The organism is Olsenella sp. HMSC062G07 (assembly GCF_001811895.1).
In the GTDB taxonomy this organism is placed as follows: Bacteria; Actinomycetota; Coriobacteriia; order Coriobacteriales; family Atopobiaceae; genus Olsenella_F; species Olsenella_F massiliensis.
On the sequence record NZ_KV806951.1, the window covers coordinates 623,214 to 639,584 of the forward strand.

Below are 16,371 nucleotides of genomic sequence, written 5' to 3' on the forward strand. Positions count from 1 at the left end.
CGACGCGGACGGTCGGGCCGTGCGCTAAGGTAGGGAAGACGTACGGGGCGTCCGCCCCCCAACGCGCAAAGGAAGCAGACTTGGACACTACGACCACGAGCTACGCAGACATCGTTCCCGTCGTCATCGGCGGGGACATCGGCGCCTACGCCCTCGGCCGCGAGATGCACGAGGCGTTTGGCGTGACGAGCGTCTGCGTGGCACCCGAGCCGATCGGCGCCATCGCGCACTCTGCCATCTTCGACTGTCATCAGGTGAGCCGTCTGGGACGCGACGAGGTCGCCCGCGCCCTCACTACCCTCGCTTGCGACCACGCCCCCCGCACGGTGGTGGTCGTGTCCAACGTCGACCACCTCATCGCCACCCTGGGGCGCATGGCCTCGTCGCTTCCCGCGAACGTCGTCATGGCCATGCCGCCCGCCGACGTGGTTGACCTCGTGTCCGACAAGGTGGAGTTCGCGCGTCTCTGCGCCAACCATGGACTTGAGACCCCGCGCTCCCTCACGGCCCCCTGCGCCGCCGGACATGCCGCGCCTGAGTGGGACGGCGACTTTCCCCTGGTGCTCAAGCCGGCGCGCTCGCCCGAGTACGCGCCCTTCCTCGCTCGCGGCTTCAAGAAGGTCTACTTCGTCGAGAGCCAGGAGCGGCTCGAGTCGATCCTCTCCTCTCTCACGGAAGCGGGCTTTGCGGGTGACATGCTCGTCCAGGAGCTCATCGGCGGGGACGACACGTATATGGACTCGATCACGCTCTACATCGACCAGGGCGGAAGATGCACGCACTTTGGGGCCGCCGGCGTCCTTCTGGAGGATCACGCCCCCTCCATGCTGGGCAACCCCGTTGCCATGATCACGCGGCAGATGCCGGGGCTGTGGGAGCGCTGCGTGCGCATGCTCACCTCGGTGGGATACCGAGGCTTTGCGAACTTTGACGTGAAGCGCGATCCCAAGCGCCCGGGCAGGGCGGTCTTCCTTGAGGTGAACCCGCGCATAGGGCGCAACTCGTACTACAACCTCGCGGCGGGGGCAAACCCCATGGAGGCGCTCGTCCGCGACCTCGTGGGCCACGAGGTGCCCGAGCCCCAGGTGGCCGGACAGAGAATCCTCTACACCCTCGTCCCCGTGCCCCTGCTTCGCCGCTACGTGCGCGACCCGACACTCAAGGCGGAGATGGAGGAGCTCGTGAGGGCCGGCAAGGTCTTTGACCCCCAGCGCTACGCCGCCGACCGCGGCGTGCGGCGCATGCTCGACGTCGAGCTCACCGAGCTCAACCAGTGGCGCAAGTTCGCCCGTCACTATCCCGAGCCAACCGACACCTCGTTCTAGGAGGCGGCCCGTTCGCCCTGGCCGCGCCGGCGAACGACAGAGGGAGGATTCCCATGGACATTCGTCAGATCGACTTCGCCAGGATGGAGGAGCTCGCCCGGGAGTGGGAGGTGGACCTTCCCATCGAGCAGACCCAGGCCTGGGCGCGCTATCAGAAGACCATCGAGGACAGGACGCCCTGGCGCTGCCTTGAGCTCGTCCGGGACGGGTGCGCCGTCGCCGTCCTGTCCCTTACCGACTTCGAGACTCATGGGTATCATTATCTGCGCTCCTGGCATGGCCCCGTCTGGGGGTCGGAGCCGGGCGAGGAGCTCGAGCGCACGGCGCTCGAGGCGCTGCGCGACTACGTCCGCGGCGAGGACGGACGCGTGGCCTTCGTGCGCCTGGCGGTTGCCCATGAGCTTGACGTCACGAGGCCGGTCCTCTCGACGCGCCCGTACAACCAGACCGTCGTCATCGACACGACGGGCACGCCCGAGGAGATCCTCCAGCGCTTCAAGAAGCGGGGACGCCGTGACGTCCGTAAGTCCCTACGCGAGTGCAAGGTGGCCTTCGCCGACGAGACGGCGCTCGCCCGCTCGTCGTTCGCCGAGCACTACGACGTCATGGTCGAGACCGGGGCGCGCGACGGCTTCACGCCCGCGCCGCTCGAGGACTACGAGAACTTCATCCGCATCCTGGGCGAGGACCACTGCCGCGTCTTTGCCGGGAGGCTTGACGGTCAGGTGGTCACCTGGACCATAGCCACCATCCAGGGCACTCATGCCGTGCGCTACTACGGCGCCTCGCGCACGGGCCTGGCGCGCACGCTCGCGACGGACGGGCTCATCTACTTCGAATGCTGCGAGCTGGCGAGAAGGGGCTGCACGAGCTACGACCAGATGGGCATCGGCAACGACTTCTCGCCGACGTTGAAGGGACTCAACACGTTCAAGACGAAGTTCGCCGAGGGCGTTACCGACGTGGCCCCCGCCCGCGACCTTCCAGTGCGCCCGGTTCTGTACGGCTCGCTCGTCGCGGCGAAGAAGCTCCTGAGGCGCGGCTAGCCCGCGTGCCGCAGTCACGTCCATGAGTGTCAAGAATCCCGCAACCCACGTGCCCAACTTTGACCTCTCGGCCCCTCGGCCCGAGGCCGCGGGCCTGCCGTCCATCGCCGAGCAGGTGGCGCTCGTGCCCACCGACCCCGGCTGCTACCTGTGGAAGGACGCCTGCGACCAGGTCATCTACGTGGGAAAGGCCAAGAATCTCAGGGCGCGCATGCTCCAGTACGTGAACCTCACGGACGATCGCGCCAAGATCCCCCTCATGATGCAGGTCGTTCGCAGCTTTGACTACATCGTGGTGGGCTCCGAGCACGAGGCGCTCGTCCTGGAGCGCAACCTTATCGCCCAGTTTCACCCGTACTTCAACGTGGACTTCAAGGACGACAAGAGCTATCCGTACATCGCCCTCACCGTGGACGACGTGTTTCCCGCCATCAAGTACACACGCGAGCGTCATCGAAAGGGGACGCGCTACTTTGGGCCCTACACCGATGCCCAGGCGGCCCGCGAGACCATAGACACCCTGCGCAAGGTGGTGCCGGTCTGCATATTCACCTGCGCGGAGTGGAAGCGCTGCCGCCGCTACCTCAAGTCGCATCCCGACGACGCCGCCGTGGCCGGCCTTGCCCTCGCAAGGCGGGGGAGACCCTGCTTTGACTACCACGTGGGGCGCGGCCCCGGTGCCTGCGTGGGAGCCATCACGCCCGCCGACTACGCCGAGAACGTCCGGCAGGTGGGGGAGTTCCTCGCCGGGAGGCGCTCGAAGATCATGGACGAGCTGCGCCTCCAGATGGACGAGGCGGCCCGCGCCCTCGAGTTCGAGAGGGCGGGGCGCATCAAACGGCGCCTTGAGGTCATCGAGGGACTCGACGACCGGCAGGAGGTGACCTTCTCCGCCGAGGTCAACCTTGACCTCGTTGGCATCTTCCGCGAGGAGACCATCAGCTGCGCCTGCGTCTTCGTGGTGAGGGAGGGGCGCACGGTCCGCTCGAGCGAGTTCATCCTCAACAAGGGCGCCGATGTGGACGAGGTGGAGCTCACGGAGGGCTTCATCAAGCGCTACTACGACGAGACGTCCGACATCCCCGCCGAGGTGGACGTTGCCATCGAGCTGCCTGACGCCCAGCTTCTGGGCCAGTGGCTCACGAGGCGGCGGGGTCGCGTCTGCCACGTCCGCAGGCCTCGGCGCGGCGAGAAGGCCCACCTCCTCGACATGGCCTCCCGCAACGCCCACCATGCCCTCAACCGCTACCTGGTGCGGACGGGCTACGCGGACAAGCGCACGAACGAGGCTCTGCTGCAGCTCGAGAGCGCGCTGGCGCTTGACCGCCCGCCCCTGCGCATAGAGTGCTTTGACATCTCCACGCTGCACGGCACGTTCACGGTGGCGTCCATGGTGGTCTTCTCCAACGGCCGCCCCGACAAGGGGCAGTACCGACGCTTCAGAATCAAGGCCGCGCTCGACGAGGCAAACGACGTCGTGTCGATGGGCGAGGTGCTGGGACGGCGCTACGCCCCCCGGAACATGGCCGACGGGCGCTTCGCCGCCGCGCCGCCGGACCTTTTGGTGGTCGACGGCGGCAAGCCACAGCTCACGGCTGCCATCAGGCAGCTCGAGGCGCTGGGCCTTGACATACCGGTGTGCGGACTGGCCAAGTCCGACGAGGAGGTCTTCGTGCCCTGGGACGAGACGCCGGTCGTCCTTCCCTCGGGCTCGGCCTCCCTCTATCTGATCAAGCAGGTGCGTGACGAGTCGCATCGCTTTGCGATCAGCTTCCATCGCGAGCTTCGGACCAAGGCTCAGGGCGTCTCGATCCTGGACGAGGTCCCCGGCGTGGGCGCGCGGCGCAAGCGCGCCCTCCTGAGCCACTTTGGGTCGATGCGACGCCTGCGCGCGGCAAGCGAGGAGGACATCGCCTCCGTGAGGGGTGTGCCCGCCACGGTGGCCCGTGCGGTCTATGAGACGCTGCGCGCCTGGGAGCGCGAGAGGGAGCCCCTCTCCGCTGCGGTCGCGACGTCGGCGGAAGCGCCGGACGCCGACGACTAGGGCCGCAGCCTTGCCGCCACGAATCGCGCGCGGCCGCCCGCCGTCGTGTCATGCCATGGCACGATAATGCTCCCACATGGATAAAAGAGCCCGCCCAATAAGGAATTTCAGACGCTCAGGCCAGAAAAAGACCAGTTCAAGGGTAGCTTCCGCTTGTCTCGCCGGACAGGCCGTTCGCCTGCGATCGTCGGCCTTTTGTCAGGTGCGCGCAGACCGCCCCTCGGCCGATGACATAGCCTATAGGCGAGATGGTGCGCCGCGGCGCACGCCCTATCAACGTTTCCCACCACTAGGGAGGAACCATGAGTCAGAACTTCACTCGTCGTTCGTTCGTCGGCCTGACGGGAGGCGCAGCGGCGCTCGCTGGGCTCGGGCTTGCCGGCTGCGGGGGCAGCGGGAGCGGCTCCTCCAGCGCGAGCTCTGACGCCGGAGCCGCCGGCGGCGGCGAGATCAGCGTCGGCACCGCATACTCCACGCAGAACTATCACCCCTCCACCACCTCCTCGGCGCTCGCCCTCGGGTGCAACCTCAACGTGGTCGAGGGCCTGTACGAGATCGACTTCCGCGACTACAGCACCCGTCCCGCCCTGGCCGCCGGCGACCCCACGATGGTCGACGACACCACCTACGAGGTCAAGCTACGCGACGGCGCAAAGTTCTCCGACGGCACCGACGTCAAGGCCTCCGACGTCGCCAGCTCGTTTGCCCGCTCCTCCAAGGAGGGCAACATCTACGTCCCCATGCTGACGCCCATCGCCTCCATCGAGGCCAAGGATGACAAGACCGTCACCATCAAGACGTCCATCCCCAAGTTCTCCCTGCTCAAGGAGCGCCTCGCCATCGTCAAGGTCGTGCCCGAGTCAGCCTCTGACGACGACCTCACCAAGATGCCCGTGGGCACCGGTCCCTGGATGTACGACGAGATCACCGACGCCTCCGTCACGCTCGTCCCCAACGAGAGCTACAACGGCGACAAGCCTGCCAAGGACAAGAAGATTCGCTATGACGTCCTCAAGGACGCCACCGCCCGCGTGACCGCCGCCCAGCAGGGGACCACGCTCATCTCCGAGTCCACGCCCGCCGACTCCATCGAGCAGCTCAAGGGTGCCGGCCTGAGCGTTGACACCGTCCAGGGCTTCGGCACTCGCTTCATGATGTTCAACGTCACCAAGGCCCCCTGGGACAACGTCAAGGTCCGGCAGGCCGTCATGTACGCCCTCGACTACGAGAAGATGATTCAGAACGCCCTGTCCGGCCAGGCCACCGCACCCACCTGCTACCTGCCCGACGACCCGGCGTTCCCCAACTACCACAAGGCCTCCATGGTCTACACCTATGACTTCGAGAAGGCCACGGCCCTCATCGACGAGGCGGGCATCACCCCGGGCGCCATCACGCTGCGCACCACGGACAACGACCAGGTGATCGCGATGTCCACCGAGGTGAAGAACAACCTCGACGCCCTCGGCTTCAAGGTCACCATCCAGACCGACACCTCCGCGGCGACCTACGCGGCCATTGACGGCGGCGAGGCCTATGACCTGCTGCTGGCCCCCGGCGACCCCTCCTGCTTCGGCGCTGACCCCGACCTGCTCCTCAACTGGTGGTATGGCAACAACACCTGGATGCAGAAGCGCTGCCAGTGGGTCGGCTCCGAGGAGTGGAAGACGCTCAGCTCCGAGATGGCCGAGGCGCTCAAGGCCAGCGGCGACGAGCAGCAGCAGCACTGGAACAAGTGCTTCGACCTCCTCTCCGAGAACGTGCCCCTGTACCCGGTCCTGCAGGTGAAGACCTCCACCTCCTCCTGGCGCGAGAACGCCAACGGCGATGGTGTCAAGGTCTCCTCGGACTTCAAGGGCATCGGCACCACGGGCATCGAGCTGATCGGCGTCACCACGATCAAGTAGCGTCCCCACGCCGGTGCCGCCCGCAACCGTATGCAAGGAGGTCCGAGTACTCATCGCAGGCGCTCGGGCCTCCTTCCTTGTCGCCGCGCACGAGGCGGGCTCTGCTGCGCGTCCGCAGCCCGCAGGCGGCATCGGTCCGCCCCGTCAGAAGGAGGGGAGAGTTCGTGAACAACTTGCTGAGGCTCATCGGCCGTCGCCTGATCGCCCTGCCCGTCATGGCGCTCGGCGTCACGGTCCTCGTGTTCTTCCTCATGTCGTTCTCAAAGGTCGATCCCGCGTACAACGCCCTGGGAGAGTCTGCCACGCCCGAGGCCGTCGCCCAGTACCATCAGGACCACGGCCTGGACGATCCGCTGCCGGTTCGCTACGTCCGCTACATGGGAGGTCTGCTCCGGGGCGACCTCGGCTCCTACGGCGCCGCGAACTATTCCGTGGGCGAGCGCATCGCCAAGGCCCTGCCCGTGACCATGCAGCTCACCTTCATCGGGCTGACCATCGCCGCCGTCGTCTCGTTTTTGCTGGGCGTCCTGGCGGCGCTCTATCGTGACGGCTGGCCCGACCAGCTCATACGCGTCCTCTCCATCGCCAGCCTCGCCACGCCCTCCTTCTGGATCGCGGTCCTGATGATTCTCGTCTTCTCGTTCTACCTGAAGGCGCTGCCGTCCTCGGGCGCGCTCCCCGACATCGCCCAAAATCCCGGCGGCTACATGGCCCGCATGCTCATGCCCTCCATCGCCCTGGCGCTGCCCCTCACGGGGCAGATGACGCGCATCGTCCGCACCGCCATGGTGGAGGAGCTCGACAAGGACTACGTCAAGACCGCCAAGGGAGCCGGCCTCCCCAAGGCCGTGGTGGTGGGTCGCAACGTCCTGCGCAACGCCCTCATCACCCCGGTCACCACGCTCGGGCTCAAGATCGGCTACCTCATGGGCGGCGCCGTCGTCATTGAGACGATCTTCAACCTGCCCGGCATGGGCATGGCCATCCTCGAGGGCATCCAGGGCAACGAGACCAACCTGGTGCAGGGCGTCGTCATCGTCGTCGCCCTCGCGTTCATCGTGATCAACATCATCGTTGACATGCTCTATCTCCTCATCAACCCCAGGATAAGGACGGTGTAGCATGCTGAGCAGACGCACTGAGCAGTCGCGGGACCTCGAGCGGGCCGCCGCCGCGGGCTCTCGGCTGGGAGGCTGGAAGAAGATGCCCCGGGGCTCCAAGGTCGCCCTGGTCATCCTGGTGCTCGTGGCGATTTCGGCCATCCTCGCGTCCGTGGTCGCGCCCTACAACCCCATCGACACCTACCTGGCCCGCCAGGCGCCGGGAGGCGGCTTCTTCTTTGGCACGGACGACAAGGGCCGCGACATCCTCTCGCGCATGCTCTACGGCGGTCGCTACTCGCTGATCATCGGATTTGGGGCCACGCTCATGGCCCTGGTGTGCGGGTCCGTCATCGGTGCCGTCGCCGCCGTCGCGCGCAAGTCCGTCTCAGAGGTCATCATGCGCGTCCTGGACATCATCATGTCCTTCCCCGGCATCGCGCTCGCCGCCGTGTTCGTCTCCATCCTGGGCAACTCCATCCCCGCCATCATCTTCTCCATCGGCTTCATGTACACGCCGCAGATCGCGCGCATCGTGAGGGCCAACGTCGTGAGCGAGTACGGCGAGGACTACGTCCGCGCCGTCATGGTCTCCGGCGCCCGCGCCCCCTGGATCCTCTGGCGGCACGTCCTGCGCAACTGCATCGCGCCCATCATGGTCTTCACCGTGACGCTCGTGGCGGACGCCATCATCTTCGAGGCGTCGCTCACCTTCATTGGGGCGGGCATCACCGAACCCACTCCCACCTGGGGCAACATCCTCGCCGATGCGCGCGCCGGCGTTCTGGCGGGCCGCTGGTGGCAGGCGCTCTTCCCGGGCATCGCCATCATGGTCACCTGCCTTGCCCTCAACATCCTCTCTGAGGGGCTCACCGACACCATGGCTGCCGCCCCCGCGGCCCCGGTCGACGCCGACGCCTCCGAGAGCCGCCGCGCCGATGACATCCTCGCCGCCGACCCGGTCCGCGCCTACGCGGAGCAGTCCGCGTCCCTGGACCGCAGGCTCGCCGCCCTGCGCAAGGTGGAGCTCGCCCGCACCGACCGCCACGTGCCCGACCTTTCGGTCCCGCCCCTCTTGCAGGTGAGGGACCTGACCATCAGCTTCGAGAGCCACGGTGACGTCAAGGTCGTCGACGGCGTCTCGTTTGACGTGCGACCCGGTCAGTGCATGGCGCTGGTGGGCGAGTCCGGCTGCGGCAAGTCCGTCACCACCAAGACGATCATGAACCTGATCGACCCCAAGCAGACCGTCGGCGGGCAGCTGATCTTTAAGGGGCAGGACCTGCTCAAGCTGACGCCCGAGGAGCATCGCAGGCTCCTGGGCCGCGAGCTGGCGATGGTATATCAGGACGCTCTCTCGTCCCTGAACCCCTCCATGCTCATAGCGGCACAGATGAAGCAGCTCACAGACCGCGGGGGAACGCGCTGCGCGCAGGAGCTGCTGGAGCTCGTCGGCCTCGACCCAAGGCGCACGCTCGAGTCCTATCCGCACGAGCTCTCGGGCGGCCAGCGCCAGCGCGTGCTCATAGCCATGGCCCTGACGCGCGACCCCTCCCTGGTCATCTGCGACGAGCCCACCACGGCCCTTGACGTGACTGTCCAGAAGCAGGTCATCAGGCTCCTCAACGACCTGCAGGCAAAGCTGGGCTTCGCCATGATCTTCGTGAGCCACGACCTGGCGCTCGTCGCCGAGGTTGCCAGCGAGATCACGGTCATGTACGCCGGTCAGGTCATCGAGCAGGCCCCCACCACGGAGCTGCTCACCAACCCCATCCACGAGTACACCCGCGGCCTCTTGGGTTCGGTGCTCTCCATCGAGGAGGGCGCCAAGGACGGCACGAGGCTCCATCAGGTGCCTGGCTCGGTGCCCTCGCCCGAGGACTTTCCCGCAGGCGATCGCTTCGCCCCGCGCTCGAGCCATCCCACCATCGGCCTGGACGTCCATCCCGTGCTCAAGCGGCTGCCCGGTGACGCCCATCACAGCTTCGCGGAGCTTCCCGACGACTATCTCAGGGCGCATGGCCTCACGCCGCACCTTGAGACCCTCAAGGAGGTGAGGTAGATGGCGGTGCCGGCACGCAACGTCAACCCCGACATGCCCATCATCCTCCTCGACGACATCTCCGTCACCTTCAGGACCCGCACGGGGTCGCTCTTCCACCCCAATCTGGTCCATGCGGTCCGGGGGGTGACCATCAAGCTGATGCCTGGAGAGACGATCGGCATCGTGGGGGAGTCGGGCTGCGGCAAGTCCACGACGGCCAACGTCATGTGCGGCCTGCAGGCGCCCACGTCGGGCAGGGTCTACTTCGAGAACACCGACGTCACCAGGCGCACGGCGGACCTGCGCAGGAAGATGGGGCGCGTGGTCTCGGTCGTGTTCCAGGACCCCGCAACCGCGCTCAACCCGCGCATGGTCGTGCGCGACCAGCTGCTCGACCCCATGCTCGTCCACCAGATCGGCACCTCGCAGGAGCAGGAGATGCGCATCGCGCAGCTCGTCGACCTTGTGGGACTTCCCAAGAGCGCCCTGCGCGCCCTGCCGGGACAGCTCTCGGGCGGCCAGCGCCAGCGCGTGGCCATCGCGCGGGCGATGGCGCTCGAGCCGGCGGCCATCATCGCCGACGAGCCCACCTCCGCCCTGGACGTCTCGGTGCGCGCCCAGATCCTCAACCTGCTCACCGACCTCAAGCGCGACCTCGGCCTGTCCATGATCTTCATCAGCCACGACATCCAGACGGTGCGCTACATCTCGGACCGCATCATCGTCATGAACCACGGCCAGATCGTTGAGGAGGGCAGCGCGAAGGACGTCTTTGAGCGCCCGACGGACGCCTACACCAAGAGCCTGCTGGGCGCCGCCCCCTCGCTGCTCCATCCCACGTTGGGAGGCTAGGCGCGGCGCCCCACGACGCGCCCGTCAGGCAGGGCGCGTCCGTTTGAGCTACGATAGTGCGCCGCCGGCCCGCCGCCGGCCGCGCGGGACGTCGAGCCCCCGTCACAAAGGAGAAGACGCATGGCAGACTTCAAGATCGGCGGCGTCGTGCCGCCCGTGGTCGTTCCCGACACCGACGACCACCGGCTGGACGTCCCCTCGTTCGAGCGGCTCATCGAGCGCATGCTGGCCGCGGGCGTGAACGGCCTGTTCTTCCTCGGATCGTCCGGGGAGGTCGTCTTCTCGACCGACGAGCGGCGTCGCGAGATCGTCCGCGAGGCGGTGCGCATCGTGGACCATCGCGTGCCCGTCCTCGTGGGCGTCATCGAGACCGAGACCGACCGCGTCATCGAGCACGGCCGCAGCGCCCTGGCGCTGGGCGCCGACGCGCTCGTCGCGACGGCCCCCTTCTACGCCCTCGGCGGCATAGCCGAGGTCGAGGAGCACTTTCGGATCTTGCATCGCGAGCTCGCCGCGCCCCTCTTCGCCTATGACATCCCGGTCTGCGTCCACACCAAGCTGCCTTGGAAGCTCCTTGCGAGGCTGGGTGCCGAGGGCGTGCTCGCCGGCGTCAAGGACTCCTCCGGCGACGACGTGTCGTTTCGCTACCTCATCCAGGAGAACGAGAAGCTCGCTCATCCCCTGTCCATCCTCACCGGCCACGAGATCGTCGTGGACGGCGCCTACCTCGCCGGCGCCGACGGCTCCGTCCCCGGGCTGGCCAACGTCATCCCCGGACTCTACGTGGAGCAGTGGAGGGCGGCCCAGGCCGGCGCATGGCAGCGGGTCAAGGAGCTTCAGGACCGCATCAACGAGGTCAGTCACATCTTTGACGTCACGTCGGGCGTCCAGGGCTACGCCGGCGGCGTGGGCGCCTTTAAGTGCGCCCTCCATCTTATGGGCGTGTTCTCCTCGAGTCAGATGCCACGGCCGGTCAAGCCCCTCTCGGGGGACAACGTCGAGGCCATCCGCAAGGTCCTGCTTGACACGGGCGTCCTGACGGCATAGTCGTCACGCGCGGGAAGGAGTGAGCCATGTCTGACACGACGCGGCAGGTGGTCGCCGTTGACGTCGGCGGCACCAAGATCGCCTCCGCCCTGGTGAGCCTTGGTGACGGCCGACGCCCTCGCATCTCTCATGCGGGCAAGGTTCCCACCGACGCCGCCCTGGGCGGGTCTCGCGTCCTCGAGAACGTCATCGCGTCGGTGAGGAGGGTCATCGACGAGTCGGGCGCGATCGCGCTCGCGGGCATCGGCGTGTCGAGCGCCGGCGTCATCGACCCAGCGACGGGCGACGTGACCTATGCCAACGAGCTCATGCCCGGGTGGGGGGGCACCCCCCTGGGTGCCCGCCTTGCTGACGCCTTTGGGTTGCCCACGCGCGTCCTCAACGACGTCCATGCCCACGCCCTGGGCGAGGCCCGGTGGGGCGGGGGTCTGGGCAAGGGCAGCTGCCTGGTCGTGGCCGTGGGGACGGGCATCGGCGGAGCCTTCGTGAACCAGGGCTCCATCCTGCTTGGGGCCCACAACGAGGCCGGCCACATAGGCCATGTGAGCTGCACCGACGCGGCGGGGATCGCCTGTTCCTGCGGGGCGGTGGGGCACCTCGAGCCCATCGGCGCCGGTCCGGGCATCCTTTCGCGCTACCTCGAGCTGGGCGGCGAGTCATCCTGCGAGGACGGCTCCGCGCTCGACGGGGCCGTCATCGACCGGCGCGCCGCCGCCGGCGACGAGGCCGCGATCAAGGCCGAGGCGCGTGCCGGTCACGCCCTGGGCGAGGTCCTGGGCAGCATGGTCAACATGTTCGACCCGGATTGCGTGATCCTCTCGGGCTCCGTCGCCAAGTGCGGCCCCGCCTGGCGGGACGCCCTTGACGCCGGCTGGGCCGAGGCGGTCATGCCCCCGGTCGCGGGCACGCCGGTGGTCTCGGGGCAGCTGGGCGATGACGCGCCCCTCATCGGCGCCGCAGAGAACGTCATCACGTCAGGCTACGCGCAGCTCGCATGACAGGGAGCGGAGAGGAATGAGCATGTCCGAGCTTTCACCGCTGGTGCGGTCGATCAAGGGGGGCCTCATCGTCTCGGTGCAGGCCTATCCCGGGGAGCCCCTGCGCCACCCCGAGACCATGGCGCTCATGGCCGAGGCGTGCGAGCAGGGAGGCGCCGTCGCCATCCGTTGCCAGGGCCTCGCCGACATCGCCGCCATCAAGGGGCGCGTGGAGGTGCCGGTCATAGGCCTGTGGAAGGAGGGGCACGAGGGCGTCTACATAACGCCCACGCTCCGTCACGCCCTAGCCTGCGTCAACGCCGGGTCCGACGTGGTCGCCCTTGACGCCACGAGCCGCCCGCGCCCGGACGGGCGCACGTTCGAGCAGACGGTCAGGGAGCTGCGTGCCCGGTGCGACACGTTGGTCATGGCGGACTGCATGACCATCGAGGACATCCGAGGCGCCGTCCGCGTGGGCGTCGACCTCGTCTCGACCACCCTGAGCCACAACAAGGCCGCCATCGACACCACCATGGGCGACGGTCCCGACCTCGCCCTGCTCCGCCAGGCCACCGCCGAGTTTCCGGACGTGCCCGTCATCTGCGAGGGGCACGTCCACACCCCGGCCGACGCCGCCGCCGCCCTAAAGGCGGGCGCTTGGGCGGTCGTTGCCGGCACGGGCATCACGCACCCGACGAGCATCACCAGGTGGTTCTGCGCCGCCCTGGGCGCCTAGCGCCCGTCGCCCCTCGCCGCCCGGCGCGGACCTGGCGGGTGTCGCTCGTCTGGAGACCTGCGCTCTGCCTTGTGCTGCCGGCATGCAGTTGTGTATCATCCAAGTGTTTTGTCATTGTCAGAAGGAGACGTGCATGTCCGGACACTCTAAGTGGGCCACCACCAAGCATAAGAAGGCCGCGATCGACGCCAAGCGCTCCGCGCTCTTCTCGAAGCACTCGCGCAACATCACCGTTGCCGCCCGCAACGGTGGTGACCCCCACCCCGAGAACAACGCCTCCCTCGCCGCGGCCGTCGCCCGCGCCCGCATGGTCTCTATGCCCAACGCCAAGATCCAGGCGGCCATCGACAAGGCCTTCGGCACCGGCGCCGACGCCGTCGTGTACAAGGAGGTTACCTACGAGGGCTATGGTCCCGCGGGTGCGGCCCTGTACGTGGAGTGCCTGACCGACAACATTAACCGCACGGCCGCTGACGTGCGCTCCGCCTTCAGTCATGCCGGCGGCAACCTGGGCACCACGGGATCCGTGGCCTTCCAGTTCGAGCGCAAGGGCTCCATCGCCGTCGAGAAGGTCATCCACAGCGACGACAAGAAGGTCGCCGACCGTGACAACGCCGTGGACGAGGACGAGTTCATGATGGCCGTCGCCGAGGCCGAGGGCGACGACTACGAGGACGCGGGCGAGGAGTGGATCGTCTACACCGCCTACGACCGGATGCAGGACGTCCAGAAGTCCCTTGAGGACCAGGGCATCGAGGTCAAGGGATCTGAGCTCACGATGGTGCCCACGACCCCGACCGAGCTCGACCTCGCGGACGCCAGGAAGGTCCAGCGCCTCGTCGACCGTCTTGAGGAGCTCGACGACGTCCAGAGCGTCTACAGCACCATGAGCGTCTCCGACGAGGTCGCCGAGGCGCTCGCCAACGAGGACTAGGCCCACGGGCCGGTCCACACATGACCTGCACGTGCGGCGGCCCTCGTGGTCGCCGCAACCATGAGGGGACGTCGCCGATGAGACAGGACATGACCCGCTCCAGGGCCGAGGAGATCCTCGACCTTCCCGAGCGCTACGGCATGGCCGACGTTCGCGCCGCCTTCAAGCGCCTTGCCCTTGAGTACCATCCCGACAACGCCGAGAGAAACGGCATCTCCAAGAAGTTCGCCCAGCGGCGGATGACGGAGGTCAACAAGGCCTACGCCCACTTGAGGTCCCTGCTTGCCGAGACGGACGTCACGCTGCTCCATCGTGACCTCGTGGGCGCCGCGTCGGGGCGACGAGGCGTGGGCGTCCATTATGCGCCCACGGGCACGACGCGCGTGACGACTCAGGTGGACGACGCGCTCTTTTGGGACGAGCAGGGCAACCCTCGCAGCGCCCAGGCAACCAACGCCGCCAACGCCGCCGCCGACGCCCCGGGCCATGCCCTGCGTCGCCTGCTGCTGGGTCCCGTCCTGCTCCGTGCGCTGGTCGTGCTCGCCCTCGCCGTCGTCTGGTGGCGCCTCTTTCCCTTCGTCGGCTCCAACGCCGCCCGCTATGACCTGAGTGCCCAGGCACCCCTGACCGAGCTGGCCGACGCCCTGGCAGCCGTGGTGTATCCCAGCTACTTCGTCCTGTACGAGCTCGTGACGGGACACGTGTCCGGGACCCTGCGCGAAGTCGCCAACGGGCTCGTCTCGCTGGTGACGCGCGAGCACGTGGAAGTGCACGGCGGGGGCGCCTATCGCTCCGACGCCTCGAGCCTGGTGGAAGGCCAGGTCTACCCCCTGCTCGAGCTACCGCTCGCCGTCTGGCTGCTCGTGCGGGGCATGCCGACGATCGAGGGCCAGGCGCAGCTCGCCTATCTCGTCCCGGGCGCGCTCGTGACGGTCGACCTGCTCATCGGCTTCTTTGGGTCGGGCGTCGCCATGGGGCTCTCGCGCTGGCTCGCCGCGCTCATCGAGCGTCGCTACGTGACGCTTCGGATGGCCCTGCTCAAGCGCTGCGGCCAGTGGGGGAGCGCGGCCTCGGGGCGTCCCGAGGCTCGCTAGGAGGCGCGTCCGAGGAGCTGGGCGCACGCCGCCTCCGAAGGCCTTTTGCGTGCCTCGTGGCAGTTGTCTGCCGACTGCGCTATCCTTGACTGGACCGTGAACCACCGTGGGTAGCCATCCGAAGGGGCGTGTGCCATGGGTGCATTCAAGCGCGTTTGCCTGCTGCTGTTTGGTCTGTCCGGCCTCCTGTCCCTTGCCGCCCTCGCGCTGCCGTGGTGGGGGCCGTGGACCAGGGCCGCCACGGACCTTCTGGGCAATGTCTGGTACTGCCTGACCCTTGAGGTCCTCATGGGTATCACCGCGCTGGGGCTGCTCGTGTGCCTCGCCCGCGCGCTCCTGACGCGCAACCGTAAGGTCGTGATCGTGTCCAAGGTGGGCGACGACGCCATCACCATCACGCGTGACGCCATAGCCAGCCAGGCCGTCAACGTCATCGAGGCCGGGGGCGGCTTTCGCGCGCATCGGGTGCGCGTACGGGCCAGAAAGCACGGGCACGTGCGCGTGAGCTGCCGGGTTCAGCCCTACCGGGCGGTCGACGTGGTGTCCGAGGGCGAGGCCCTGCATGACCGCATCGTCAGCGGCCTTAGGAGCGTGTGCGGCGATAACGTGGACAAGGTCACGGTCGAGTTCATCGACGCGGGGGAGTTTGACCCCGTCGCGGCGGCACGTTCGGACGGACGTCCGCTGGACGTCGCGACGGATGCGACGCCAGGGGAGGCTCCGTCGCGAAGCGCCGACGCCCGGAAGGTCGTCATGGTGGGCGCCGCCGACGCCGCGGGACCTGATGCGACGGAGGTCGCGCCGCAGCTGCCCGAGGAGCCCGTCGAGATAACCGTTCCCATGAGCAGGTCCGCCCGCGCCGATCTGCCCTATGCCGGAGAGGAGTGACGATGACGGACCAGAAGCCCCGTCTGACCGTGGAGAAGGCTCCTGACGTCAGCGAGCCTCCCCAGGACGCCCCGAGCGGACGGCACGAGCCGAGCCCCGTCACCAAGGCGCCCGAGGTCGAGGAGCAGGAGTCGCCCGCCCGCCTGTGCAGACGGGTCGCCGCCTGGACGCACGACGTCGTCGTCGGCCACGAGAACGCCGCCCTGGGCGGCGCCGTCGGCCTCGCCGTCGCCCTTCTGATCTTTGCCATCGGGTTCTGGCGCGCGCTCTTCGTGGCGCTCTGCGTCTGCGTCGGCGTCGTCGTGGGGCAGTTCCTTGACGGCGACGCACGCGTGGTCAGGGCCATTCGCAAGCTCTTCTCGGACAACCGCTGAGGC

The 16,371-nt window shown here is 67.9% G+C and carries 14 protein-coding genes; all 14 read left to right on the forward strand.

The window, feature by feature from the left end; translation table 11 throughout:
• Positions 1-80 precede the first annotated feature (80 nt).
• Positions 81-1,325 carry a carboxylate--amine ligase gene (locus HMPREF2826_RS05965; RefSeq protein WP_070640118.1) on the forward strand — a complete coding sequence of 415 codons (1,245 nt, stop codon included), beginning with the start codon at positions 81-83 and terminating at the stop codon, positions 1,323-1,325.
• 53 nt (positions 1,326-1,378) lie between these two features.
• Positions 1,379-2,371, forward strand: a complete 993-nt coding sequence (locus tag HMPREF2826_RS05970) for a lipid II:glycine glycyltransferase FemX (RefSeq protein WP_070640120.1) — start codon at positions 1,379-1,381, stop codon at positions 2,369-2,371.
• Positions 2,372-2,393: 22 nt separating this feature from the next.
• Positions 2,394-4,415: an excinuclease ABC subunit UvrC gene (gene uvrC / locus HMPREF2826_RS05975; protein WP_070640122.1), complete on the forward strand. Its 2,022-nt coding sequence runs from the start codon at positions 2,394-2,396 to the stop codon at positions 4,413-4,415.
• Positions 4,416-4,717: 302 nt separating this feature from the next.
• Complete coding sequence (locus HMPREF2826_RS05980) at positions 4,718-6,322, forward strand: ABC transporter substrate-binding protein (protein WP_070640125.1); 1,605 nt, start codon at positions 4,718-4,720, stop codon at positions 6,320-6,322.
• 164 nt (positions 6,323-6,486) lie between these two features.
• Positions 6,487-7,443, forward strand: a complete 957-nt coding sequence (locus tag HMPREF2826_RS05985; protein ID WP_070640128.1) for an ABC transporter permease — start codon at positions 6,487-6,489, stop codon at positions 7,441-7,443.
• Position 7,444: 1 nt separating this feature from the next.
• Positions 7,445-9,484 carry a dipeptide/oligopeptide/nickel ABC transporter permease/ATP-binding protein gene (locus HMPREF2826_RS05990; protein WP_070640131.1) on the forward strand — a complete coding sequence of 680 codons (2,040 nt, stop codon included), beginning with the start codon at positions 7,445-7,447 and terminating at the stop codon, positions 9,482-9,484.
• Positions 9,485-10,318, forward strand: coding sequence for an ABC transporter ATP-binding protein (locus tag HMPREF2826_RS05995; RefSeq protein ID WP_070640135.1), 834 nt, complete (start codon positions 9,485-9,487; stop codon positions 10,316-10,318).
• A gap of 120 nt (positions 10,319-10,438) precedes the next feature.
• A complete protein-coding gene (locus HMPREF2826_RS06000) occupies positions 10,439-11,365 on the forward strand; it encodes a dihydrodipicolinate synthase family protein (protein WP_070640138.1) in 927 nt (308 codons plus the stop codon).
• Positions 11,366-11,391: 26 nt separating this feature from the next.
• Positions 11,392-12,363: an ROK family protein gene (locus tag HMPREF2826_RS06005; RefSeq protein ID WP_070640141.1), complete on the forward strand. Its 972-nt coding sequence runs from the start codon at positions 11,392-11,394 to the stop codon at positions 12,361-12,363.
• A gap of 22 nt (positions 12,364-12,385) precedes the next feature.
• Positions 12,386-13,078, forward strand: coding sequence for an N-acetylmannosamine-6-phosphate 2-epimerase (locus HMPREF2826_RS06010; protein WP_371440574.1), 693 nt, complete (start codon positions 12,386-12,388; stop codon positions 13,076-13,078).
• Between the two features lie 133 nt (positions 13,079-13,211).
• On the forward strand, positions 13,212-14,012 hold the full coding sequence (locus HMPREF2826_RS06015) for a YebC/PmpR family DNA-binding transcriptional regulator (protein ID WP_070640147.1): 801 nt from the start codon (positions 13,212-13,214) through the stop codon (positions 14,010-14,012).
• Between the two features lie 77 nt (positions 14,013-14,089).
• A complete protein-coding gene (locus HMPREF2826_RS06020; protein WP_070640151.1) occupies positions 14,090-15,106 on the forward strand; it encodes a J domain-containing protein in 1,017 nt (338 codons plus the stop codon).
• A 135-nt stretch (positions 15,107-15,241) separates the two neighbouring features.
• Positions 15,242-15,994 (forward strand): alkaline shock response membrane anchor protein AmaP, encoded by a 753-nt coding sequence (gene amaP / locus HMPREF2826_RS06025; RefSeq protein ID WP_070640154.1) that lies wholly within the window; start codon positions 15,242-15,244, stop codon positions 15,992-15,994.
• A 2-nt stretch (positions 15,995-15,996) separates the two neighbouring features.
• On the forward strand, positions 15,997-16,368 hold the full coding sequence (locus HMPREF2826_RS09100) for a DUF2273 domain-containing protein (protein ID WP_083307305.1): 372 nt from the start codon (positions 15,997-15,999) through the stop codon (positions 16,366-16,368).
• Positions 16,369-16,371 lie beyond the last annotated feature (3 nt).

Excerpts from the sequence above, each read along its gene's own strand:
- uvrC (WP_070640122.1), top strand. The coding sequence starts at position 2,394 with ATGAGTGTCAAGAATCCCGCAACCCACGTGCCCAACTTTGACCTCTCG.
- HMPREF2826_RS05970 (WP_070640120.1), top strand. The coding sequence starts at position 1,379 with ATGGACATTCGTCAGATCGACTTCGCCAGGATGGAGGAGCTCGCCCGG.
- HMPREF2826_RS05980 (WP_070640125.1), top strand. The coding sequence starts at position 4,718 with ATGAGTCAGAACTTCACTCGTCGTTCGTTCGTCGGCCTGACGGGAGGC.
- HMPREF2826_RS06005 (WP_070640141.1), top strand. The coding sequence starts at position 11,392 with ATGTCTGACACGACGCGGCAGGTGGTCGCCGTTGACGTCGGCGGCACC.
- HMPREF2826_RS06015 (WP_070640147.1), top strand. The coding sequence starts at position 13,212 with ATGTCCGGACACTCTAAGTGGGCCACCACCAAGCATAAGAAGGCCGCG.
- HMPREF2826_RS06010 (WP_371440574.1), top strand. The coding sequence starts at position 12,386 with ATGTCCGAGCTTTCACCGCTGGTGCGGTCGATCAAGGGGGGCCTCATC.
- HMPREF2826_RS06000 (WP_070640138.1), top strand. The coding sequence starts at position 10,439 with ATGGCAGACTTCAAGATCGGCGGCGTCGTGCCGCCCGTGGTCGTTCCC.
- HMPREF2826_RS05995 (WP_070640135.1), top strand. The coding sequence starts at position 9,485 with ATGGCGGTGCCGGCACGCAACGTCAACCCCGACATGCCCATCATCCTC.
- amaP (WP_070640154.1), top strand. The coding sequence starts at position 15,242 with ATGGGTGCATTCAAGCGCGTTTGCCTGCTGCTGTTTGGTCTGTCCGGC.
- HMPREF2826_RS06020 (WP_070640151.1), top strand. The coding sequence starts at position 14,090 with ATGAGACAGGACATGACCCGCTCCAGGGCCGAGGAGATCCTCGACCTT.
- HMPREF2826_RS05990 (WP_070640131.1), top strand. The coding sequence starts at position 7,445 with ATGCTGAGCAGACGCACTGAGCAGTCGCGGGACCTCGAGCGGGCCGCC.
- HMPREF2826_RS09100 (WP_083307305.1), top strand. The coding sequence starts at position 15,997 with ATGACGGACCAGAAGCCCCGTCTGACCGTGGAGAAGGCTCCTGACGTC.